22 protein-coding genes are annotated in these 20,384 nt (G+C 75.5%); 10 read left to right on the top strand and 12 right to left on the bottom strand.

Annotated elements, in window-relative coordinates; genetic code table 11:
• Positions 1-429: 429 nt before the first annotated feature.
• Genes HL054_RS18650 through HL054_RS18640 form a run of 3 tightly spaced genes read right to left on the bottom strand, consistent with a single transcriptional unit; the run spans position 430 to position 2,410 of the window.
• Positions 430-1,131 carry a hypothetical protein gene (locus tag HL054_RS18650; protein WP_369140569.1) on the bottom strand — a complete coding sequence of 234 codons (702 nt, stop codon included), beginning with the start codon at positions 1,129-1,131 and terminating at the stop codon, positions 430-432.
• A complete protein-coding gene (locus HL054_RS18645; protein ID WP_369140568.1) occupies positions 1,128-2,051 on the bottom strand; it encodes an ABC transporter ATP-binding protein in 924 nt (307 codons plus the stop codon). The genes HL054_RS18650 and HL054_RS18645 overlap by 4 nt, the downstream gene beginning before the upstream one ends.
• Positions 2,048-2,410 carry a GntR family transcriptional regulator gene (locus tag HL054_RS18640; RefSeq protein ID WP_369140567.1) on the bottom strand — a complete coding sequence of 121 codons (363 nt, stop codon included), beginning with the start codon at positions 2,408-2,410 and terminating at the stop codon, positions 2,048-2,050. Before HL054_RS18640 ends, HL054_RS18645 begins: the two co-directional genes overlap by 4 nt.
• A gap of 183 nt (positions 2,411-2,593) precedes the next feature.
• Here HL054_RS18640 and HL054_RS18635 point away from each other — a divergent pair, with 183 nt between their 5' ends.
• The 7 genes from HL054_RS18635 (at position 2,594) to allB (ending at position 8,439) form a co-directional block, all read left to right on the top strand.
• Positions 2,594-2,896 (top strand): urease subunit gamma, encoded by a 303-nt coding sequence (locus tag HL054_RS18635; protein WP_369140566.1) that lies wholly within the window; start codon positions 2,594-2,596, stop codon positions 2,894-2,896.
• Positions 2,897-2,964: 68 nt separating this feature from the next.
• Positions 2,965-3,294: an urease subunit beta gene (locus tag HL054_RS18630; protein WP_440347953.1), complete on the top strand. Its 330-nt coding sequence runs from the start codon at positions 2,965-2,967 to the stop codon at positions 3,292-3,294.
• Entirely contained in the window at positions 3,294-5,015 is a 1,722-nt protein-coding gene (locus tag HL054_RS18625) for an urease subunit alpha (protein WP_369140565.1), read from the top strand. Before HL054_RS18630 ends, HL054_RS18625 begins: the two co-directional genes overlap by 1 nt.
• Positions 5,016-5,043: 28 nt before the next feature.
• Complete coding sequence (locus tag HL054_RS18620; RefSeq protein ID WP_369140564.1) at positions 5,044-5,691, top strand: urease accessory protein UreF; 648 nt, start codon at positions 5,044-5,046, stop codon at positions 5,689-5,691.
• A 32-nt stretch (positions 5,692-5,723) separates the two neighbouring features.
• Positions 5,724-6,401, top strand: coding sequence for an urease accessory protein UreG (ureG, locus tag HL054_RS18615; protein WP_369140563.1), 678 nt, complete (start codon positions 5,724-5,726; stop codon positions 6,399-6,401).
• A complete protein-coding gene (locus tag HL054_RS18610; protein ID WP_369140562.1) occupies positions 6,398-7,111 on the top strand; it encodes an urease accessory protein UreD in 714 nt (237 codons plus the stop codon). Before ureG ends, HL054_RS18610 begins: the two co-directional genes overlap by 4 nt.
• Positions 7,108-8,439 carry an allantoinase AllB gene (allB, locus tag HL054_RS18605; protein WP_369140561.1) on the top strand — a complete coding sequence of 444 codons (1,332 nt, stop codon included), beginning with the start codon at positions 7,108-7,110 and terminating at the stop codon, positions 8,437-8,439. The genes HL054_RS18610 and allB overlap by 4 nt, the downstream gene beginning before the upstream one ends.
• 72 nt (positions 8,440-8,511) lie before the next feature.
• Here the strand turns inward: allB and HL054_RS18600 are convergent, their stop codons facing one another.
• Positions 8,512-8,667: a hypothetical protein gene (locus HL054_RS18600; protein WP_369140560.1), complete on the bottom strand. Its 156-nt coding sequence runs from the start codon at positions 8,665-8,667 to the stop codon at positions 8,512-8,514.
• Between the two features lie 90 nt (positions 8,668-8,757).
• Here HL054_RS18600 and alc point away from each other — a divergent pair, with 90 nt between their 5' ends.
• Positions 8,758-9,888: an allantoicase gene (gene alc, locus HL054_RS18595; protein ID WP_369140559.1), complete on the top strand. Its 1,131-nt coding sequence runs from the start codon at positions 8,758-8,760 to the stop codon at positions 9,886-9,888.
• On the opposite strand, the gene pucD is transcribed toward alc, so the two are convergent.
• From pucD to HL054_RS18580, 3 genes are read right to left on the bottom strand one after another with little or no spacing between them, the layout of a single operon-like run.
• Entirely contained in the window at positions 9,885-12,266 is a 2,382-nt protein-coding gene (gene pucD / locus HL054_RS18590; protein ID WP_369140558.1) for a xanthine dehydrogenase subunit D, read from the bottom strand. The genes alc and pucD overlap by 4 nt on opposite strands.
• Complete coding sequence (locus HL054_RS18585) at positions 12,263-12,736, bottom strand: (2Fe-2S)-binding protein (RefSeq protein WP_369140557.1); 474 nt, start codon at positions 12,734-12,736, stop codon at positions 12,263-12,265. The genes pucD and HL054_RS18585 overlap by 4 nt, the downstream gene beginning before the upstream one ends.
• Before the next feature lies 1 nt (position 12,737).
• Complete coding sequence (locus tag HL054_RS18580) at positions 12,738-13,619, bottom strand: FAD binding domain-containing protein (protein ID WP_369140556.1); 882 nt, start codon at positions 13,617-13,619, stop codon at positions 12,738-12,740.
• A gap of 129 nt (positions 13,620-13,748) precedes the next feature.
• Between HL054_RS18580 and HL054_RS18575 the strand changes: the two genes are divergently transcribed.
• Entirely contained in the window at positions 13,749-15,119 is a 1,371-nt protein-coding gene (locus HL054_RS18575) for an 8-oxoguanine deaminase (RefSeq protein ID WP_369140555.1), read from the top strand.
• On the opposite strand, the gene HL054_RS18570 is transcribed toward HL054_RS18575, so the two are convergent.
• The 5 genes from HL054_RS18570 to egtE form a co-directional block, all read right to left on the bottom strand.
• The gene (locus HL054_RS18570) at positions 15,116-15,883 is read right to left on the bottom strand and encodes an anti-sigma factor (protein ID WP_369140554.1); all 768 of its coding nucleotides are present in this window, start codon (positions 15,881-15,883) and stop codon (positions 15,116-15,118) included. The two genes, HL054_RS18575 and HL054_RS18570, sit on opposite strands and share 4 nt — an antisense overlap.
• A complete protein-coding gene (locus tag HL054_RS18565; protein WP_369140553.1) occupies positions 15,864-16,460 on the bottom strand; it encodes an RNA polymerase sigma factor in 597 nt (198 codons plus the stop codon). Before HL054_RS18565 ends, HL054_RS18570 begins: the two co-directional genes overlap by 20 nt.
• A gap of 50 nt (positions 16,461-16,510) precedes the next feature.
• Positions 16,511-17,176, bottom strand: a complete 666-nt coding sequence (locus HL054_RS18560; RefSeq protein WP_369140552.1) for a class F sortase — start codon at positions 17,174-17,176, stop codon at positions 16,511-16,513.
• 25 nt (positions 17,177-17,201) lie between these two features.
• Positions 17,202-18,023, bottom strand: coding sequence for a DUF4397 domain-containing protein (locus HL054_RS18555; protein ID WP_369140551.1), 822 nt, complete (start codon positions 18,021-18,023; stop codon positions 17,202-17,204).
• A gap of 88 nt (positions 18,024-18,111) precedes the next feature.
• Positions 18,112-19,254 (bottom strand): ergothioneine biosynthesis PLP-dependent enzyme EgtE, encoded by a 1,143-nt coding sequence (gene egtE, locus HL054_RS18550; RefSeq protein ID WP_369140550.1) that lies wholly within the window; start codon positions 19,252-19,254, stop codon positions 18,112-18,114.
• Between the two features lie 154 nt (positions 19,255-19,408).
• Here egtE and HL054_RS18545 point away from each other — a divergent pair, with 154 nt between their 5' ends.
• Positions 19,409-20,383, top strand: a complete 975-nt coding sequence (locus tag HL054_RS18545) for an anti-sigma factor RsbA family regulatory protein (RefSeq protein ID WP_369140549.1) — start codon at positions 19,409-19,411, stop codon at positions 20,381-20,383.
• Position 20,384 lies beyond the last annotated feature (1 nt).

Raw genomic sequence — 20,384 nt, 5'->3', positions numbered from 1 at the left:
TAAGCCTTTCAGCGCCGATGGTACTGCCCGGGGGACCGGGTGGGAGAGTAGGACGCCGCCGGACATAACTCCCAGGAACGGGGTCACAGCATCTGCTGTGACCCCGTTTCTGCATTCCCGGGACAATCCCGCCGCGGTTTCGCGCGTCTTTCCACGCGTGGTTTCGCGCGTCTTCCCACGCGTGGTCTTGCGCGTCTCCCCGCGTGTGGTTCGCGCCGGGTGGTCGTGGACCGGGGCCGGCCCCGCTGCGAGCGGAACACGGGCCGCGAGCCCGTGGCGTTCCGGTGTGGACGCGCCGGCGGCCGGTTCGACGTGCGGTGACGCTGGGCGCCCTGCTTTTCGTCACACCGTCATGTCGACGTCGTCGGCGAGCTGGAACGCACGACGGCCGGCCACCGAGATGGGGGCCGGCCGTCGGACGAGCGCGCGTCAGGGGACGGCTCGCCGCAGCCCGAGGTAGGTGAGACCGGCCAGGGCGATCGCGAGGACCGCGGGCAGGCCGATGGTCATCGACTCGACCGACCGCTCGGTGAGCCAGGTCCAGGTGTCGCCCCACGCCTCGCGCCATGTCAGCACGATGATCGCCAGGCCGGTGACCGCGAAGGTGCCGATGCCCAGGGCGTACATCCCGGTGGCCCCCCATCGCTTGAACACGACCCCGATGCCGATGCCGATGAAGCAGGCGGCGAGCATCGGGAAGGTGAAGACGAGCACCTGCAGTGCCGGGTTGCCGACGTCCACGGAACCCGGGGCCCAGAAGTCCAGGCCGACGCCCCAGCCGTCGGTGGCGTTCTCCACCACGGTGAGCGCCGTGAGCGCGACGGCGAACAGCAGCGACTGCACCAGCGCGGCGAGCGCCGTCCCGAGGTAGTACGTGCGCCGGCTCAGGCTCAACCCCAGCGCGAAGGGGAACATCTGCGTCACCGTCTGGGCGTACACGACGACCACGGTGATGTAGAGCGAGGCGAGCCCGCCGGTGGTGGCGCTGGCGTCGGGCTGCGAGTCGAGGTCGGCCAGCCCCCAGATCGCCAGGTTGATGGCGAAGGAGATGGACACGACCATCCACGGCACCCCGAGGGAGACCATCGGGTGGGCCCCCTGCAGCCGGGCGGCACTGACGACGCGGTTCATCGGGGGGCTCCCTGCAGGTCGGTCCGGTCGGCGGCGGGTGCGGTGAGGTCGCGGTGGGCGGCCAGGCTCATCCCGACCACGAGCTGCTGCAGCGGCGTGCGGTCCACGGCCAGCCCCAGGACGGAGGCGTCCCGGTGGGCCGTGGCGCTGCGGGTGCGCACCACTGCCCGGGACTGCCCGGCCATCGACTCGGTGGTCAGCAGCTGGTGGGCGGCCGCGAAGGTCGCGACCTCCCGGGCGGGGCCGGTGACGGTCAGCGCGGTGGAGCGCAACGTCTCCGCATCGGCGTCGAGCAGCACCCGGCCGCGGTCGATCAGCAGCACGTGCTCGAGCAGGTCGCTGATCTCCTCGATGAGGTGGGTGGACAGCACGATCGTGCGCGGGTGCTCGGCGTAGTCGGCCAGCAGCCGGTCGTAGAACAGCTGCCGGGCCACGGCGTCCAGCCCCAGGTACGGCTCGTCGAACAGCGTGATCGGCGCGCGGGACGCCAGGCCCAGCACGATCCCGACCGCCGAGTTCATCCCCCGGGACAGCTTCTTGATCTGCCGCCTGCGGGGCAGCTCGAAGTCGCCCACCAGCTGCTCGGCGAGCTCGGCGTCCCAACCGGGGTACAGCCGGGCCGCCGCGTCGAGCGCGTCGCAGACCCGGAAGACGTCGGGGTAGCGCTGGCCCTCGCGGATGAAGCACAGCCGGCTCAGGACGGCGTCGTTCTCGAACGGCGCCTGGCCCAGCACCCGGACGTCGCCCGTCGTCGGCACCCGGTGCCCGGTGAGGAGCTGCATGAGCGTCGTCTTGCCGGCGCCGTTTCGGCCCAGCAGGCCGGTGATCGTGTCGGCCTGGACCTCCGTCGTCACGTCGGTGAGCGCGGTGTGCCCGCGGAACCGCATGGTGACGCCGTCGAGGGTGGCAGCAGCGGTCACGACCGGTCACCCCGCTCGCGGAGCATCGCGGCGATCTCGGGGACGCTGATGCCCACCTTCTCGGCCTCGGCCAGCAACGGCGTCAGGTACTGGTCGGCGAACTCGCTGCGGCGCCGCTTCAGCAGCTGCTCGCGTGCGCCGGTGGCGACGAACATCCCGACTCCTCGTCTCTTGTAGAGGACCCCGTCGCTCACCAGCTGGTTCAGGCCCTTGGCTGCGGTGGCGGGGTTGATGCGGTGGAAGGCGGCCAGCTCGTTGGACGAGGGCGCCTGGCCCTCCTCGGCGAGCGAACCGTCGACGATCGCGTCCTCCAGCTGGACGGCGATCTGCCGGAAGATCGGTCCGGCGTCCTCGTTCATGCCGGCCCGGGGAGCAGGCGAGGGGTCCGCCGGCTCGCTGGTTCATTACCCATGTAACGAACCATAGAACCGGCAGGGCCGAGCTGGCAAGCCCCTGCTGCGGGCGGCGTGCAACAGGGCTGTCACACGCGACGGTTACGTTGCGAGGACCTCACCACCGAGACGTCCCGGAGGCCGACGACCGTGCTGCTGTCCCCGCACGAGCAGGAACGGCTGATGCTCAGCTACGCCGCCGAGCTCGCCCGGCGTCGTCGGGCCCGGGGCCTGCGGCTCAACCTGCCCGAGGCGACGGCGATCGTCACCGACCACGTCCTGGAGGGGGCCCGCGACGGGGAGCGGGTCACCGACCTCATGCAGTCCGGGCGCACGGTGCTCACCCGGGACGACGTCATGGACGGCGTCCCCGAGCTGCTGGAGGAGGTGCAGGTGGAGGCGACCTTCCCGGACGGGACCAAGCTGGTCACGGTCCACCACCCGATCCCGTGAGCGCCAGCGAGCGGGGCCGTCCGACAGATCCCGTGAGCGCCAGCGAGCGGCGCCGTCCCGCAGAGCCCGTGAGCCGCCCGGGCGTCACCGCCGGGATCATCCCCGGCGAGGTCGTCCCGGCCGAGGGCGTCATCGAGACGCTGCCCGGTGTCCCGCGGGTCGAGCTGACCGTGCACAACACCGGCGACCGGCCGGTGCAGGTCGGCTCGCACTTCCACTTCGCCCAGTCCAACGCCGCGCTCGCCTTCGACCGGGCGGCTGCCCACGGGCACCGGCTGGACATCGCCGCGGGCACCGCCGTCCGGTTCGAGCCGGGCATCCAGCGCACCGTCACCCTCGTCCCGCTCGGCGGCGCCCGCGTCGTCCCGGGTCTGACCGCCGAAGGGGGCCTCTCCTAGTGGTCCAGCTGTCCCGCGAGCGCTACGCGCAGCTCTACGGCCCCACCACCGGCGACCGGATCCGGCTGGCCGACACCGACCTGCTCATCGAGGTCACCGAGGACCGCTGCGGCGGCCCTGGGCTGGCCGGCGAGGAGGCGGTCTTCGGCGGCGGCAAGGTGATCCGCGAGTCGATGGGCCAAGGCCGGGCGACCCGCGCGCAGGGCGCCCCCGACCTGGTGATCACCGGCGCGGTCGTGCTCGACCACTGGGGGGTCGTCAAGGCCGACGTCGGGATCCGCGACGGGCGGATCGTGGCGCTGGGCAAGGCCGGCAACCCCGACACGATGGACGGCGTCCACCCCGACCTGGTCATCGGCCCGGGCACCGAGGTGCTGTCCGGCAACGGCAAGGTCCTGACCGCCGGCGGCATCGACTGCCACGTCCACTTCATCTGCCCGCAGATCGTGCCGACCGCGCTCGGCGCCGGGATGACCACGCTGATCGGCGGCGGCACCGGCCCGGCCGAGGGGTCCAAGGCCACCACGATCACCCCGGGCGACTGGTACCTGGCCCGGATGCTCGAGGCGATGGACGGCATGCCGGTCAACGTCGCGCTGCTCGGCAAGGGCAACACCGTCTCGACCGAGTCGCTGGAGGAGCAGCTGCGGGCCGGCGCGAGCGGTTTCAAGCTGCACGAGGACTGGGGTTCCACGCCGGCTGCCATCGACGCGGCGCTGACCGTCGCCGGCCGGCACGGGGTGCCGGTGGCGCTGCACTCGGACACCCTCAACGAGGCCGGGTTCGTCGAGGACACGCTGGCCGCGATCGCCGGCCGGAGCATCCACGCGTACCACACCGAGGGGGCCGGAGGCGGCCACGCACCGGACATCATCACCGTCGCCGGGCACCCGAACGTGCTGCCCAGCAGCACGAACCCGACCCGCCCGCACACGGTGAACACCCTCGACGAGCACCTCGACATGCTCATGGTCTGCCACCACCTGGACTCCTCGGTGCCTGAGGACCTCGCCTTCGCCGAGAGCCGGATCCGGCCGACCACGATCGCCGCCGAGGACCTGCTGCACGACCTGGGCGCGATCTCGATGATCGGGTCCGACGCCCAGGCGATGGGCCGGGTGGGCGAGGTCGTCATGCGCACCTGGCAGACCGCGCACGTGATGAAGCGCCGGCGCGGCACGCTGGCCGGCGACGGCGCGGCGGACAACCTGCGGGCCCGCCGGTACGTCGCCAAGTACACGATCTGCCCCGCCGTCGCGCACGGCATCGACGGCGAGGTGGGGTCGGTCGAGCCGGGCAAGCTCGCCGACCTGGTGCTCTGGGACCCGAAGACCTTCGGCGTCCGCCCGCACGTCGTGCTCAAGGGCGGGATGATCGCCTGGGCGCAGATGGGCGACGCGAACGCCTCCATCCCGACGCCGCAGCCGGTGCTGCCGCGCCCGATGTTCGGTGCCTTCGGCCGCGTCCCGGCGCAGACCTCGGTGCACTTCGTGGCGCCCGCCGCGCTGGAGGCGGGGCTGGCCGACCGGCTGGCCGTCGACCGACGGCTGGTCGCGGTCGCCGACACCACCCGGCTGGCCAAGGCGGACATGCCGGAGAACACCGCGCTGCCGGAGATCCGGGTCGACCCGGACACCTTCACGGTCTCCGTGGACGGCGAGGTCTGGGAGCCCGAGCCCGTCGCGGAGCTGCCGATGGCCCAGCGCTACTTCCTCTTCTGATGACCACGCACCCAGCGGTCCGGTCCCGATGACCGCAGCGCTGCTCACCCTCGCCGACTCCCGGCTGCCCGCCGGGGGTCACACCCACTCCGGCGGCGTGGAACAGGCGATCGCCGCCGGGCTGCTGACCGACCCGGCGTCGCTGGCGGCGTTCCTCCGCCGCCGGCTGACCACCTCCGGCGCGGTGGCGGCCGGGCTGGCGGCGGCCGCGTGCCGGGCGGTGGACACCGCCGACGTGGTCGCCGCGCTGGCGGCCCTGGACGCCGAGGCGGACGCCCGGACACCGTCGCCGGCGCTGCGGGCCGCCTCGCGGCAGCAGGGCCGCGGGCTGGTGCGGGTCGGGGGCCGTGCCTGGCCGCACCCGGCCTGGGCCGCGCTGCCCCGGCACCCGCACCACCCGCTCGCGCTCGGCGTGGCCGCCGCCGCCGGCGGGCTCACCGCCCGCGACGCCGCGGCAGCCGCGGCCTACCTGTCGGTCTCGGGGCCGGCCACCGCGGCCCAGCGGCTGCTGGCGATGGACCCGATCACCGTCGCGGCGGTCACCGCCCGGCTGTCCCCGGAGGTCGACGCGGTGGCCGCAACCGCCGCCGACGAGCTGCCGGCGGCCGCCGACCCGCTGCTGGACCTGCTGGCCGAGGTGCACGCCGTGCGCTCCGACCGGTTCTTCGCCTCGTGACACCCACCTCATGACACCCACTGGGAGTGCAGATGCCGCCTGACCACGTCCTGGACGACTACGTCGACCCGTACGCCCCCGGGCACCGCCACGGCGGCCCGCTGCGCGTCGGCCTCGGCGGCCCGGTGGGCTCCGGCAAGACGGCGCTGGCCGCCGCGCTGTGCCGCACGCTGGGCACCGAGTACGACCTCGCCGTCGTCACCAACGACATCTACACGACCGAGGACGCCGACTTCCTGCGCCGGAACGCCGTGCTGTCCGACGACCGGATCGAGGCGGTGCAGACCGGCTGCTGCCCGCACACCGCCATCCGCGACGACATCACCGCCAACCTCGACGCCGTGGAGCTGCTGGAGTCCCGGCACCCCGGGCTGGAGCTGGTGCTGGTCGAGTCCGGCGGGGACAACCTGACCGCCTCGTTCAGCTACGGCCTCGTCGACGTCCAGGTGTTCGTCGTCGACGTCGCCGGTGGGGACAAGGTGCCGCGCAAGGGCGGCCCCGGCGTCACCGCCTCGGACCTGCTGGTGGTCAACAAGACCGACCTCGCGCCGCTGGTGGGCGCCGACCTCGGGGTGATGCGCCGGGACGCCGACGCGGTGCGCGGCGGCAAGCCGACGCTGCTGGTCTCGCTCCGCGAGGACCCGACGGCCGCGCCGGTGGCCGAGTGGGTGCGCGAGCAGGTCCGGGCGAGGGCGCTGCAGGGAGCGTGAGGACGCTCGTCGAGGTCGTCGCCCGGTGCGACGCGCGCGGCCGCACGGTGCTCGCGGTGGTCCGGGCCAGCGGGCAGCTCGCCGTCCGCCGCACCGGGCCGGCCACGGTGCACCTGGTCGCGACGGCGTTCGGCCCGCTCGGCGGGGACGACGCGGAGGTCCGGCTGGTCGTCGAGGAGGGTGCGCGGCTGACCGTGTGCTCGGTCGCGGCGGCCGTCGTCCTGCCGGCCCGGGGGGAGTCGCCGCCGTCCCGGCAGCGGGTCCGGGCCGAGGTCGCCGGGGTGCTGGAGCTGGCGCCGGAGCCCACCGTGGTCACCGCCCGCGCCGTCCACCTCGCCGACCTCGACGTCGAGCTCGCCGCGCACGGGCAGCTCACCGCCACCGAGCAGGTGCTGCTCGGCCGGCAGGGGGAGGAGCCCGGCCGCTGGACCGGGACGACGAGGGTCGTGCGGGACGGTCACCCGCTGCTGCACACCACCGTCGGCCTCGGGCCGGGGGCGCCGGCCTGGGCACCCCCGGTGGCGCCGCGCGCCTACGCCTCCACGGTGGCGGTCGGCGACCATCGTGCGGACGTCGAGACCGGCGTGGACGCCGTCCGGTTGCCGCTGCCCGGCGGCTGGGTGGCCACCGCGTGGGCGGGCGAGCTGCACGAGGCGGTGCACCGGCTCCGGTCGGTCACCGGGGACCAGGTGCTGGAGGGCGCACGATGAGCGACGGTCTGGTGGTCCGCGCGCGGCGGGTGGTGCTCCCCGACGGGGAGCGGGCGGCCGCGGTGCACGTCACCGACGGCGTGGTGACGGCGGTGACCGGCTTCGACGACGCCGGCGACCGGCCGGTGACCCTCGCCGACGACGAGGTGCTGCTGCCGGGGCTGGTCGACAGCCACGTGCACGTCAACGAACCCGGCCGCACCGAGTGGGAGGGGTTCGCCTCGGCGACCCGGGCCGCGGCGGCCGGCGGGATCACCACGATCGTGGACATGCCGCTGAACTCGGTGCCGCCCACGGTCACCGTCAAGGCGTTGCACGTGAAACGCCGGGCGGCCGAGGGGCAGGTCAGCGTCGACGTCGCCTTCTGGGGCGGGGCGGTGCCCGGCAACGCGAGCCAGCTGCCGCGGCTGCTGGCCGCGGGTGCCGTCGGCGTCAAGTGCTTCCTGCTCGACAGCGGCGTGCCGGAGTTCCCGCCGCTGGACGACGCGGGGCTGCGGGCCGCGCTGACGGCGCTGGCCGAGGTCGACGGGCTGCTCATCGCGCACTGCGAGGACGACGACGTGATCGCCGCGGCGCCGCAGGCCGGTGGGCGGCGCTACGCGGACTTCCTCGCCTCCCGCCCCGAGGCGGCGGAGGAGACCGCGATCGGCCGGCTGGTCGCCGCGGCCCGCGACACCGGTGCCCGGGTGCACGTCGTCCACCTGGCCGACGCCGGGGCGCTGCCGCTGCTGCGGGCGGCGCGGGCCGAGGGCGTGCGGATCACCGTCGAGACCTGCCCGCACTACCTGACCTTCAGCGCGGAGGAGGTGCCCGACGGCGACACGTCGTACAAGTGCTGCCCGCCGATCCGCGGGGCCGCGCACCGCGAGGCGCTGTGGGCGGCGCTGGCGGCCGGCGACATCGACCTCGTGGTCAGCGACCACTCGCCGTGCACCCCGGAGCTCAAGCGCCTGGACGTCGGCGACTTCGCACTGGCCTGGGGCGGCATCGCCGGGCTCCAGGTGACGCTGCCCGTGGTGTGGACCGGCGCCCGGGAGCGGGGGCTGACGCTGGGCGACGTCGTCCGCTGGATGTCCGCAGCGCCGGCCGAGCTGACCGGGCTGACCGGCAAGGGTGGGATCGCGGTGGGCAAGGACGCCGACCTGGTGGCCTTCGCGCCCGACGAGCGCTCCACCGTGGCCGGGCTGCACCACCGGAACCCGGTGACGCCCTACGCCGGGCGCGCGCTGACCGGCGTGGTCCGCCGCACCTGGCTGCGCGGGCAGCAGCTCACCGACGGCGGCACGCCCCTCGGCCGGCTGACCGTCCCCGCGGCGCGTGCCGGGTGACCCGTCCTCCTCGCCCCCGGCGGGCCGGGCACGGCCCCCGGGACGGAGCCGCGAGCAGGACGGGTCCCGTCCTCAGCTCTGCGGCTTCTGCGCGGCTGCCTCGTCGATGGGCTTCGGGTCGGTGTCGACCCCGCCTGCCGGGTCGGCGTTGCCCAGCGCCGTCTCTGCGGGGAGGTGCTCCACGTAGTCCTTCGCGCGGGCCTTCAGGTCGTCGTCGGGGCTGCTCATGGGAGACCTCCTGCTCGTGGGTGGTGCCCTCACCCTCCCCTACCCTCGCGGCGCGGGGAAGCCGCGCGCGGACGAACTGATCGGGAGACCATGACCTTCACCGACCTGCCCGACCTCGTCCGCCGCGACCTGGGCGGTGCCGTCGTCGCCGCCAACGACGAGTTCTTCGCGGCCCGGGAGAACCTGGTGCTGCCGCACCCCGCCGTCGCGCGCACCGAGTTCGGGCACAAGGGCAAGGAGTACGACGGCTGGGAGACCCGCCGACGCCGTGGACCCGGCCACGACTGGGCGATCGTCCGGCTCGGCGCGCCGGGCGTCGTCGCGGGCGTCGTCGTCGACACCGCCTTCTTCACCGGCAACTTCCCGTCGCAGGCCTCGGTCGAGGGTGCCGCGGTCGAGGGCGACCCGGCCGTCGACCAGCTGGCGAAGGCGGACTGGCAGCCGATCCTGCCGCTGTCGGACCTGGCCGGGGACACGGCCAACACGTTCGCGGTCGAGTCCGACCGCCGGTACACCCACGTCCGGCTGACCATCCACCCCGACGGTGGCGTGGCGCGGCTGCGGGTGCACGGCACCGTCGTCCCCGACCCCCGGCTGGTCGACGCCGGCCCGTTCGACCTGGCCGCGCTGGAGAACGGCGGCCGGGTCACCGGCGTCAGCAACGCGCACTACGGCAGCCCGCACCAGCTGATCGGCCGGGGCGACGCCCGCTCCATGGGCGAGGGCTGGGAGAACGCCCGGCGGCGCGGCCCGGGCAACGACTGGGTGGACGTGGCGCTGGCCTGCGAGGGCGTCGTCACCCTCGCCGAGCTGGACACCTCGTACTTCCTCGGCAACGCGCCCGGCTCGGCGTCGCTCACCGGCCGCACGTCCGACGGCGCGGAGGTGACGCTGCTGCCCCGCACCCGGCTGCAGCCGGACACCCGGCACCGCTTCGTCCTGGACGGCGCCCCGGGCGTGCACGCCGTCCGGCTCGACGTCTTCCCGGACGGCGGGATGGCGCGGCTGCGCCTGTGGGGCCGGCCCACCGCGGCCGGTCGGGCCGGGCTGGGCCGCCGCTGGTTCGACGCGCTGCCCGACGTCACCGCGCTCGAGGTGCTCGGCCGGGCGGGCACCGACCCGTCCGACGCCGGCCGGCTGGTCGGTGCCCGCCCGCTGACCGGGGAGCTGCCGGCCGGGGTCGCCGCGCTGCTGGACGGCCCCGCCGGCGGCTCCCGCTAGCGGTCCGCCGTCGCCTCGACGGTGATGTGCTCGGGCCGCACCGGCACCCGGCGCAGCGCCAGCCCCGTCGCGGCCCGGATCGCGGCCGCCACGGCCGGCCCGGAGGAGATGTTGGGCGCCTCGCCCACCCCGCGCAGCCCGTACGGGGCGTGCGGGTCGGCGTACTCGAGCACCTCGATCCGCATCGGCGGCATGTCCAGGATCGTCGGGATCAGGTAGTCGGTGAACGACGGGTTCCGGACCAGGCCGTCGGTGACCAGCACCTCCTCCATCACCGCCAGCCCCAGGCCCTGGGCCGTGCCGCCCTGGATCTGGCCGACGACCGCCTGCGGGTTGATCGCCTTGCCGACGTCCTGGGTGCAGGCCATCTCGACCACCTTGACCAGGCCGAGCTCGGTGTCCACGTCGACCACGGCGCGGTGGGCGGAGAAGGCGTACTGCACGTGCGCGAAACCCTGGCCGGTCTCCGGGTCGATCGCCTCGGTGGGCCGGTGGCGCCACTCGACGGTCTCCTCGACCGGCTCGTCGCCGAGGACGTCGACCAGCGGGACGGCGATGCCCTCCAGGTCGGAGACCACGGCACCGCCGGTCAGCCGCAGGTCGGGCACCGACCGGCCGACGAGCCGCTCGGCCCGGGACAGCACCTGCGCCCGGACCGCCTCGCAGGCCGCCTTCACCGCACCCCCGGTCACGTAGGTCTGCCGGGACGCCGACGTGGAGCCGGCCGAGCCGACCGTCGTGTCCTTGGGGTGCACGGTCACCTGGTCGACGCCGAGCTCGGTGCGGGCGATCTGCTGCTCGACGGTGACCAGCCCCTGGCCCACCTCCGCCGCGGCCGTGTGCACGGTCGCCGTGGGCTCGCCGCCGACCACCTCCAGGCGCACCCGGGCGGTGGAGTAGTCGTCGTAGCCCTCGGAGAAGGCCACGTTCTTGTAGGCGACGGCGTACCCGACCCCGCGCCGGACGCCCTCGCCGTGGGTCGTGTTGGAGACCCCGCCGGGCATGTCCCGCAGGTCGACCTCGTCCCCTGGCGCGCCGGGCATCGGCATGGCCTCCAGCCGGCGCAGCAGCTCCACCACGGGCGCGGGGCTGTCGATCACCTGGCCGGTGGGGGTCGCCGACCCCTCCGCCATGGCGTTGCGGCAGCGCAGCTCGACCGGGTCCATGCCCAGCGCGGCGGCGAGCGCGTCCATCTGCGCCTCGTAGGCGAAGGCGGTCTGCACCGACCCGAAGCCGCGCATGGCCCCGCACGGCGGGTTGTTGGTGTACGCGCCGTAGCAGTCGACGTGCACGTTGGGCACCACGTACGGGCCGATGCCCATCGTCCCGCCGTTGCCGACGACCGCCGGGGTGCTCGAGGCGTAGGCCCCGCCGTCGAAGTAGATCTCGGCCTTGACGTAGACCAGGTCGCCGTCCCGGGTGGCGCCGTGCTCGTAGCGCATGGTGGCCGGGTGGCGGTGCACGTGGCCGAAGAAGGACTCCTCGCGGTTGTAGGACATCTTGACCGGCCGGCCGGTGCGCAGGGCGAGCAGGCAGGCGTGCACGTGCATGGAGAGGTCCTCGCGGCCACCGAAGGCGCCGCCCACCCCGGCCAGGGTGAGCCGCACCTGCTCCGGGGGGAGCGCCAGGGCGGAGCAGATCTGCCGCTGGTCGACGTGCAGCCACTGGGTCGCGACGTACAGCTCGACGCCGCCGTCCTCGGTGGGCACGGCCAGGCCGGACTCCGGACCGAGGAACGCCTGGTCCTGCATGCCGACCTGGTACTCGTTGACCACCACGACGTCGGCGGTCGGGGACGGGTCGCCGGTGCGCACCTTCAGGTGCCGCACCAGGTTGCCCTCGGGGTGCAGGTGCGCGCTCTCCCGGCTCAGCTCGGTGACCTCCGGGGTGGTCTCGTGCACCTTGTTCCACGTCGGGTGGCCGAGCGCGGTCTGCGCGTCGGTGACCGGCTCCCAGACCTCGTAGTCGACGACGATCCTGGACGCGGCCAGCCGGGCGGTCTCCGGGTGGTCGGCGGCGACGAGCGCCACCGGCTCGCCCTGGTACCGGACGACGTCGACGGCGAGCACTGGCTGGTCGGCCAGCTCCAGGCCGTAGACCTTCTCGCCGGGGACGTCGTCGGCGGTGAGCACCGCCCGGACGCCGGGGACGGCCAGGGCCGGGCCGAGGTCGATGCCGCGGATGCGGGCGTAGGGGTGCGGGCTGCGCAGCGTGGCGCCCCACAGCATGTCCTCCATCCAGAGGTCGCTGCCGTAGGCGAACTCCCCGCGGACCTTGAGCACCCCGTCGGGCCGCTGGGCGTCGTCGCCGACCTGCCCGCCGCCCGGGCCGGTCAGGTGCGCCGGTGCCCCGGTCGGCGTGCGCGTGGGGGTGCTCACCGGTCCGCCGCCATCCGGTCGGCGGCCAGCCGCACGGCGTCCATGATCTTCTCGTAGCCGGTGCACCGGCACAGGTTCCCGGCCAGCGCCTCCCGGATCTCCGGGTCGGTGGGACGGCCCTGCCGCTCGATCAGGTCGCGGGTGGCGACCAGCAGCCCGGGGGTGCAGAACCCGCACTGGACGGCGCCGGCGTCCAGGAAGGACTGCTGCACCGGGTCCAGCGCGGTGCCCTCGGACATGCCCTCGACGGTCTCGATCCGGCGTCCCTCGGCCTGGCCGGCGGCGACCAGGCAGGCGCAGACCGGCAGCCCGTCCAGGGCGACCGTGCAGGAGCCGCACTCGCCCTGCTCGCAGGCGTTCTTCGAGCCGGGCAGGCCCATCCGCTCGCGGAGGACGTAGAGCAGGCTCTCGCCCTCCCACACGTCGTCCACGCTCTGCTGCGTGCCGTTCACGGTGCAGGTCAGACGCATGTCAGGCCACCTTCGCGGAGTCGTTGCGGTAGTCGGTCCAGGCCCAGCCCAGGGTGCGGCGGGCCAGGACGGAGAGGGCGTGCAGGCGGTAGCGGGCGCTGCCGCGGACGTCGTCGATCGGTGCGGCGGAGCCGGCGACCAGCTCGCCGAAGCGGGCGGCCGTCGCGGCCGGGAGCTCGGCGCGGGACTCCCACAGCCCCGAGCCGGTGAGCTCCCCGGCGAGGAACTCCTCGGCCTCGGGCGCCCGGCGCGGGGTGGGTGCGGCCGACCCGATCCCGGTGCCGACGGCGCGCCGGGCGGGGTGCAGCGCCAGGCCGAAGGCCGCCACCGCGATGACCATGGCGTTGCGGGTGCCGATCTTGCTGTACTGCTGCGGGCCGCTCGGCGGGACGACGTGGACGGCGGCGATCAGCTCGTCGGGGGCCATCGCGTGCTGCTTGACCCCCGTGTAGAAGTCGGTGATCGCGATCCGGCGGCTGCCCCGGACCGAGGCGACCTCGACGACGGCGTCGGCGGCCAGCAGGGCCGGGTGCGCGTCGCCCGCGGGGGAGGCGGTGGCCAGGTTGCCGCCGACCGTGCCGCGGTTGCGGATCTGCGGCGACCCGATGGTGCGGGCGGCCATCGCCAGGCCGGGGAGCCGCTGCCCGAGCTCGGTGATCACCCGCGCGTAGCTCACGCCGGCGCCCAGCCGCACCGCGCCGTCCTCGGTGCCCCACTCCTGCAGCTCCGGGATGCGGGTGAGGTCGATCAGCGTGGCCGGGCGCAGGCGGCCGAAGTTCACCCCGACCATGACGTCGGTGCCACCGGCCACCGGCACGGAGTCGGGGCGGGCGGCCCTCGCCTCCAGCGCCTCGGCCCAGGTCGTGGGCTGGAGGAAGTCCATCGCGCGCTCCTCGTCAGGGGGCCCGGTGTCCGTCGTCACCACCGGGGACGGCCACGGTAACCGCGACGTGTCACTTCCAGATGACGGGTGGTGCGCGGCCCGACACATTCCCCGGGCAGGATGCGCCCCGTGCCCACCGCTGACCTGCTCGTGCACGACGCCGAGCTGATCGCCACCGTCGACGACGCCCGCCGGGAGATCGCCGGGGGGTGGGTGGCGGTCACCGACGGCGTCGTCACCGGGCTGGGTGGCCCCGCCGACCCGCAGCCGGACGCCGTCCGGCGCATCGACGCCCGTGGCTGCCTGGTGACCCCGGGGCTGGTGAACACCCACCACCACCTCTACCAGAACCTGACCCGCGCCTACGCGCCCGCGCTGAGCGGCGGCCTGTTCGACTGGCTGGTCACCCTCTACCCGTTGTGGGCGCGGCTGGACGAGGAGGCCGCGTACGTCAGCGCCTACGTCGGGCTGGCCGAGCTGGCGATGTCGGGCTGCACCACGTCGACCGACCACCTCTACGTGCACCCGCGCGGCGGCGGCGACCTGATCACCGCCGAGGTCATCGCGGCCCGGGACCTCGGCGTCCGCTTCTCGCCCACCCGCGGCTCGATGTCGCTGTCGGTCAAGGACGGCGGCCTGCCGCCGGACTCGGTGGTGCAGGACGACGACGAGGTGCTCGCCGACTCCCAGCGCCTGGTCGAGCTGCACCACGACCGCTCGGCCACCGCGATGACCCGGATCGCGCTGGCGCCCTGCTCGCCGTTCAGCGTCTCCACGTCGCTGATGCGCCGGACCGCCGAGCTGGCCGAGCGCCTCGACGTCCGGTTGCACACCCACCTCTGCGAGACGCAGGACGAGGACGCGTTCTGCCTGGAGACCTTCGGCCGCCGTCCGGTCGACTACCTCGACGACGTCGGCTGGATGACCGACCGCACCTGGCTGGCGCACGTGGTCTGGCCGGACGCCGGTGAGGTGGCCCGGCTGGGCGCGGCGCGGGTGGGCGCGGCGCACTGCCCGTCGTCGAACATGATCCTGGGCAGCGGGCTGGCCCCGGTCGCCGAGCTGCGTGCCGCCGGCGCCCCGGTCGGCCTGGGCGTGGACGGCTCGGCGTCGGCGGACTCGGCCTCGCTGTGGCTGGAGGCGCGCACCGCGATGCTGCAGGGCAAGCTGCGGCACGGCGCGGCGGCGATGTCGGCCCGGGACGCCCTCGAGATCGCCACCCGCGGCGGTGCGGCCTGCCTGGGCCGAGCCGGGGAGGTGGGTCAGCTGTCGGTCGGCGCGTGCGGCGACCTGGCCGTCTGGTCGCTGGAGGGGGTCCGGTTCGCCGGCGCGCTGTCCGACCCGGTGGAGGCCTGGCTGCGCTGCGGCCCGGTGTCGGCCCGGCAGACCGTCGTCGGCGGCCGGGTCGTCGTGGACGGCGGTGTGCCGGTGCACCCGGCCCTGGACGAGCAGCTCGCCGTCCACCGCCGGGTGTCGGCCCGGGTCCAGGCCGCCGGCTAGAGCTGCAGCTCGCCGCGGGCGACCGAGACGCCGGAGTGGGTCGGGTCGCCGTCCATCGGCTCGACCGAGACGTCGACCAGCGGGTAGTCGCCCAGGTCGAGGCCGGCCGGCAGCGGCAGCACCGTGTCCCCGCTGCGCACGACGCCCACCGGCACCATCCGGACGGCGTCGGGCTCCAGCAGCCAGACCTCGTAGTAGCCGTCGGCGAGGTCGGGGGCGTCCAGGTCGACCTGCAGCGAGCGGACGCCGTCGACCTCGCGCACCTCGGCCCGGCCGGAGGCCTCGTCGGCGTCCAGCGGGTCCAGCGCGGTGGCGGCGACCACCGAGCCGCCGTCGTCCCGGGTGTAGGCGACCACGCCGCCGCCGATGACGCCGCCCACCAGGACGGCGGCGGCCACGGTCAGCCAGCGGGTGCTGGGGCGCCGCGGGCGGAACGGCAGGACGTCGGCGACCGGCTCGTCGCGGTCGGCGGTCGCTCCCGTCCCGGCGGGGGCGCCGGTCGTGGTGTCGTCGGCCGTGGTGGGCGCGCCGGGGGTGGTGCTGACGCCGGTGGCCGCCGCGATCGCGGCCCAGACCGCCGGCGGCGGGGCGACGTCGGGGCCGGCGGCGGACAGCGGGGCGACGGCGAGGAGCTCGACCGGGCGGCGCAGCGACGCGACCTCGGTCCGGCACTCGGCGCAGGAGGCGAGGTGGGCGGCGTCGCCGGCCGGCAGCCGCTCGCCCAGCGCGGCCAGCGCGAGCTGCTCAGGAGCTGAGTGCTGCACCGTCCACCTCCAAGCGATCTCGTAGTCGTTCCAGCGTGCGTCTGATGTGGCTCTTCACCGTGCCCAGCGGGATGCCCGTGCGGGCGGCGATCTGCGAGTGGGTGAGGTCCTCGAAGAACGCGAGCTCGATGATCCTTCGTTGCGGCTGGCCGATCCGGTTCAACTCGCCGACCAGCAGGACCCGGTCGGCCACCGCACCGGCCAGGCCCTCGGTGGCCGACGGTGCGGACCGGGCGTCGGCGGCGGCGGCCTCGGCCGACCGGCGCTGCCGCTCCAGCTTCGCCCAGTTGTCGGCGATCTTGTGCCGGCAGATGCCGACCAGCCAGGCCGGCAGCGGGCCCTGGGCGGCGCTGTAGCGGGCCCGTCCGGTCCAGGCGGCGACGAACGTCTGCTGGGTGACGTCCTCGGCGTCGGGGCCGGCCCCGAAGGCGCGGACCGCCATGCCGTGCACCTGGCCGGCCCACCGCTCGTAGGCCACGGCCAGTGCTCGTTCGTCCCCGGCGGCGAAGCGGCGTCCGACCTCGGCGTCGTCGGGTTCGGGGAGGGCTGCTGCCACCGGCACCACCTCCCGGACCATGCGTCGACCGTAGGGGGCGGCGATCGGGAGGTGAACCCGGGGGATCGCGGTCATCCCAGCGGTTCCGCCACGACGACCACGTTGGACTCGTAGCTGCGCAGCGCCGGGTCGAACTCGCCGCCGCAGGTGACCAGCACCAGCCGGGGCGGGCCGGCCCGCTGGAAGAGCTGGTCCAGCGGCAGCGCCTGCTTCTCGATCAGCTCCCGGCCGACCACCTGCCAGCGGGTCGCGGTCCCGTCGGCGGCGGTGACGCGCACCTCCGCGCCGGGCTGCACGTCGCGCAGTGCGGCGAGCACGCCCAGGCCCTGCTCGGCGTCGTCGACGTGGCCGGCGAGCACCGCCGTCCCCCCGGGCGCGCCGGGTGCCGCGCCGAAGCGGTACCAGCCGACCCGGTCGACGTCCTCGGGGATCGCCATGGCGCCGTCCGGCATGACCCCGACCGGGTCGAGCGGGGCGTCGATGCCCGCCCCCGCGACCTCGAGCCGGACCGGCGGCACCGGGGTGGTGACCGGCGGTGGGGTGGCCGGGGCGGCCGCCACCCGTGGCGCGGCCGCGGCCGCCGGCGGGGCGGTCGCGGGGGTGGTGGCCGGTGTCGTGGCGAGCACGGCGGTCACCGGCGCCCCCGCCGCCGGCTCGGGCCGGGTGACCACCCAGGCGGTCGGCAGGCCGACGGCGAGGACGGTGCCCAGCACGAGCACGGCGGCGGAGGCGCGCACGGTGGTCTCCTCTGCTGCTACCGGGTCAGACCCGGGAGGCGAGCAGCCGGCGACCGGCGAGGGCGGCGGCCACCAGGCCGGCACCGGAGAGCGCGAGCAGCGGGGTCGGCAGGCTGTCGTCGGCCTGGCCGGCCGAGCCGCCGGGGACGCCGGAGGGCGAGGAGTGCAGCCCGCTCAGCGTCTGGACGGCGAGCTGGTAGCCGGCGTCGCCGCTGCCCCACGCGTAGACGATCGTGTTGGTGCCCTCGGCCAGGCTGAGGTCGGCCGGGCCGATCGCCACGGTGCTGGTGCCGGCGAGCACGACGTCGGCGGAGACGGTCCCGGCGGGGACGGTCAGCGCGGCCTCGTTCGGGTTGGTGAGCCCCGGTGCGACGACGGCGCCACCGGCGCGGACGTCGACGGCCGGCGCCGCCGCGGTGTGCCGCACGGTCACCCGCGCCTGGCCGGCCGGGACGGCGGAGGTGTCGTTGACGAACGGCGTCAGGACCGGGGTGCCCTCGGGGGTGAGGTGGGCGACGATCGTGGCGTTGGCGCCGGCCGGGACGGCGACGTCGTCGGCGGACGCAGCCGGCTGCGTGCTGGCCGGGTCGGAGCCCGCCGGGTAGACGGCCAGGTCGTAGCTGCCGGCCGGGAGCTCCAGCGGGTCGGTGAGCGTGCCGGGCTGGAAGTCCGGGATCAGCTCCTCGCCGTTGGCGTAGACGTCGACCGGGACACCCGGGACCGCGTGCAGGACCGAGACCGTCGCGGTGTCGGCGGCGAGCGCGGAGGGGGCGGCGAGGACGGCGAGGCTGCCGACGAGACCGCTGGCGGCCATGGCGGCGAGGGTGGTGGTGCGGATGCGGCTCACGGTGGTTCCTTCCGGGTGGAGGTGGACTCTCACCACCACTTCCGGCCACCCCCCGCCGCTGGATGCAGCGATCCGGCGGGGCCTCCGCTCAGCCCGGCAGCGCGGCCGCCAGCGCGTCGAGGTCGTCCGTCGTCGCGTCCAGGTGCGGGGACACCCGGAGCACCGGGCCGGTGAGCTCGCCGCGGGCCCGCTCCCGGCCGACCGGCGTCACCAGCACGCCGTGCTCGGCCGCCAGCCGCGCCGCGGTGGCCGGCACCTCGACGCCGTCGGGTGGCCGCAGGGTGGTGATCGCCGTCGGCTCGTCCAGCGGCTCGACGACCGTCCAGCCCCCGCGGCCGGCCAGCCGTTCCCGGGTGGCCCGGCCGAGCGCGGCCAGCCGGGCCCGCACCCGGTCCGGTCCGGCGGCCAGGTGCTCCCCGAGCGCCAGGACCAGCCCGACCCGGCCGGCCATGTGCGCGTCGTGCGACTCGTACCAGCGGGCGTGGTCGACGCCGGCCCCGCCGTCGTCGAAGAGGTCCGGGGGCAGCACCGGGGTCAGCTGGGCGGTGATCGCCGGGCGCATCACCAGGAAGCCCACCCCGCGCGGCCCGGCCAGCCACTTGCGGGCCGGGGCGTAGGCGACGTCGGCCCCCAGGTCGCAGTCGACGTGCCCGATCGCCTGCGCGGCGTCGAGCACCAGCGGGACGCCGGCCGCGCGGCACAGCGCGGCGAGCTCGCGGCCGGGCTGGACGACGCCGCGGTGGCTGGCGACCAGGGTGAGGTGCACCAACGCCGGCGGGTCGTCGCGCAGCACCCGCTCGACGCCGGCCAGGTCGGCCCGGCCCAGGTCGTCGGCGGGCAGCGCCACCGGCGTCAGGCCGCGGTCGGTGAGCACGGCGAGGTCGTGCCAGTACTCCCCGGGGAGCACGCCCACCCGGGTGCCGGCCGGCAACCGCCAGCGGTCGAACAGGGTGCGCACCGCGGCCGAGGCGCTCTCGGTGAAGGCGACGTCGGCAGCCGCCATGCCGACCAGGCCGGCGAGCACCGACCGGCCCTGCTGCAGCAGCCCCGCGGCCTGCTCCTCGGCGACCCGGGCGCCCCTCTCCGCCTCGCTGCGGGCGTGCCGGGCCACCGCGTCGAGCACCCGCTCGCTCTGCCGGCCGCAGGCCGCGGTGTCCAGGTGCACGACCGCCGCGCGGGGCCGGGCCGCCCGCCAGGAACGGCCCAGGTCGTCGTGGGGGAGCGTGCTCACCGGCCCGACGCTAGGGCACCGGCCGGGGGCGGCGCCCACCCGGACGGGGGTGGTGCCGAACCGCACGCCTAGGTCCGCTCCGGCCGGGTAGGGACCCCTTGGGCACGGCTGCCAGCACGGCAGCTCTGGATCGACGGGACGGGGACCAGCGCAGATGGACGGGGCAGCCGGGTCCGGGACGCACCGGGCACTGATCGGCGGCTCCGACGAGGACCTGGTCGAGGGCACGGTGGCCTTCGTGTGCGCCGGGCTGGACGCGGGTGAGCCGGTCGTCGTGGCCTGCACCGACCCGACGGGCGAGCTGCTGCAGAAGGCGCTGGCCGACCGCCCGCAGGTCGTCTGGGCCGGCTGGGCCGACGTCTACGGCAACGGCCCGGCCGCGGCGATCACCGCCGTCCGGCGGCTGGGCGAGCGGTACCGCACCCCCGGGAGCCCGGTCGTGCACGTCGTCCTGGAGCCCTTCGCCGGCCCGGACGAGGACACCTGGCGGGAGTGGCAGCGCTACGACGCCGTCCTGGACCACCAGCTGGAGGAGGCCGAGCGGCTCGGCGAGGAGCCGCTGGTCGTGCTCTGCGTCTGCGACACCCGGCGGGTGCCGGCGGTGCTGGTCGACGCCGTGCGCGCCACCCACCCGCTGCTGCAGGTGGACGGTCAGCAGCAGCCCAACCCCGACCACGTCGACGCCGCTGAGTACCTGACCTCGCTGCCGGTCCCCGCCGAGCCGCTGGAGGCCACCGAGCCGCTGGTCCGGGCCGACTCGGTGCGCGACCTGCGCGGGCTGCGCCGGGACCTGGCCGCCCAGGCCGCGGACGCGAGCCTCCCGCCGGGCTCGGAGCCGGCCCTGGAGGACTTCCTGCTCGCCGTCGACGAGATGACCACGAACGCCCTCCGGCACGGCCGGCCGCCGGTCGACCTGCGGCTGTGGGCGGACGCGAGCCGGCTGGTGTGCACCGTGACCGACCGCGGCGCCGGCCTGCAGGACCCGTTCATCGGCTACGGCCCGGCGCACGGCGACGACCTCTCCCTCGGCGGCATGGGCCTGTGGCTGGCCCGCCAGCTGTGCGACCACGTCGACATCACGCTCACCGCCGACGGGGTCCAGGTCCGGCTCACCACCGTCCTGCGCTGAG

It is taken from the genome of Modestobacter versicolor, assembly GCF_041028285.1.
Lineage (GTDB): Bacteria > Actinomycetota > Actinomycetes > Mycobacteriales > Geodermatophilaceae > Modestobacter > Modestobacter versicolor_A.
The sequence above is the reverse complement of the archived record's forward strand: the minus strand, read 5'-3'. Positions and strand labels throughout refer to the sequence as shown.

Bases quoted from the DNA above. Each gene is read 5' to 3' on its own strand.
- HL054_RS18620 (WP_369140564.1), top strand. From the start codon at position 5,044: ATGACCGCAGCGCTGCTCACCCTCGCCGACTCCCGGCTGCCCGCCGGG.
- allB (WP_369140561.1), top strand. From the start codon at position 7,108: ATGAGCGACGGTCTGGTGGTCCGCGCGCGGCGGGTGGTGCTCCCCGAC.
- HL054_RS18580 (WP_369140556.1), bottom strand. From the start codon at position 13,619: ATGGACTTCCTCCAGCCCACGACCTGGGCCGAGGCGCTGGAGGCGAGG.
- HL054_RS18600 (WP_369140560.1), bottom strand. From the start codon at position 8,667: ATGAGCAGCCCCGACGACGACCTGAAGGCCCGCGCGAAGGACTACGTG.
- HL054_RS18650 (WP_369140569.1), bottom strand. From the start codon at position 1,131: ATGAACCGCGTCGTCAGTGCCGCCCGGCTGCAGGGGGCCCACCCGATG.
- ureG (WP_369140563.1), top strand. From the start codon at position 5,724: ATGCCGCCTGACCACGTCCTGGACGACTACGTCGACCCGTACGCCCCC.
- HL054_RS18565 (WP_369140553.1), bottom strand. From the start codon at position 16,460: ATGGTCCGGGAGGTGGTGCCGGTGGCAGCAGCCCTCCCCGAACCCGAC.
- HL054_RS18545 (WP_369140549.1), top strand. From the start codon at position 19,409: ATGGACGGGGCAGCCGGGTCCGGGACGCACCGGGCACTGATCGGCGGC.
- HL054_RS18585 (WP_369140557.1), bottom strand. From the start codon at position 12,736: ATGCGTCTGACCTGCACCGTGAACGGCACGCAGCAGAGCGTGGACGAC.
- HL054_RS18640 (WP_369140567.1), bottom strand. From the start codon at position 2,410: ATGAACGAGGACGCCGGACCGATCTTCCGGCAGATCGCCGTCCAGCTG.
- alc (WP_369140559.1), top strand. From the start codon at position 8,758: ATGACCTTCACCGACCTGCCCGACCTCGTCCGCCGCGACCTGGGCGGT.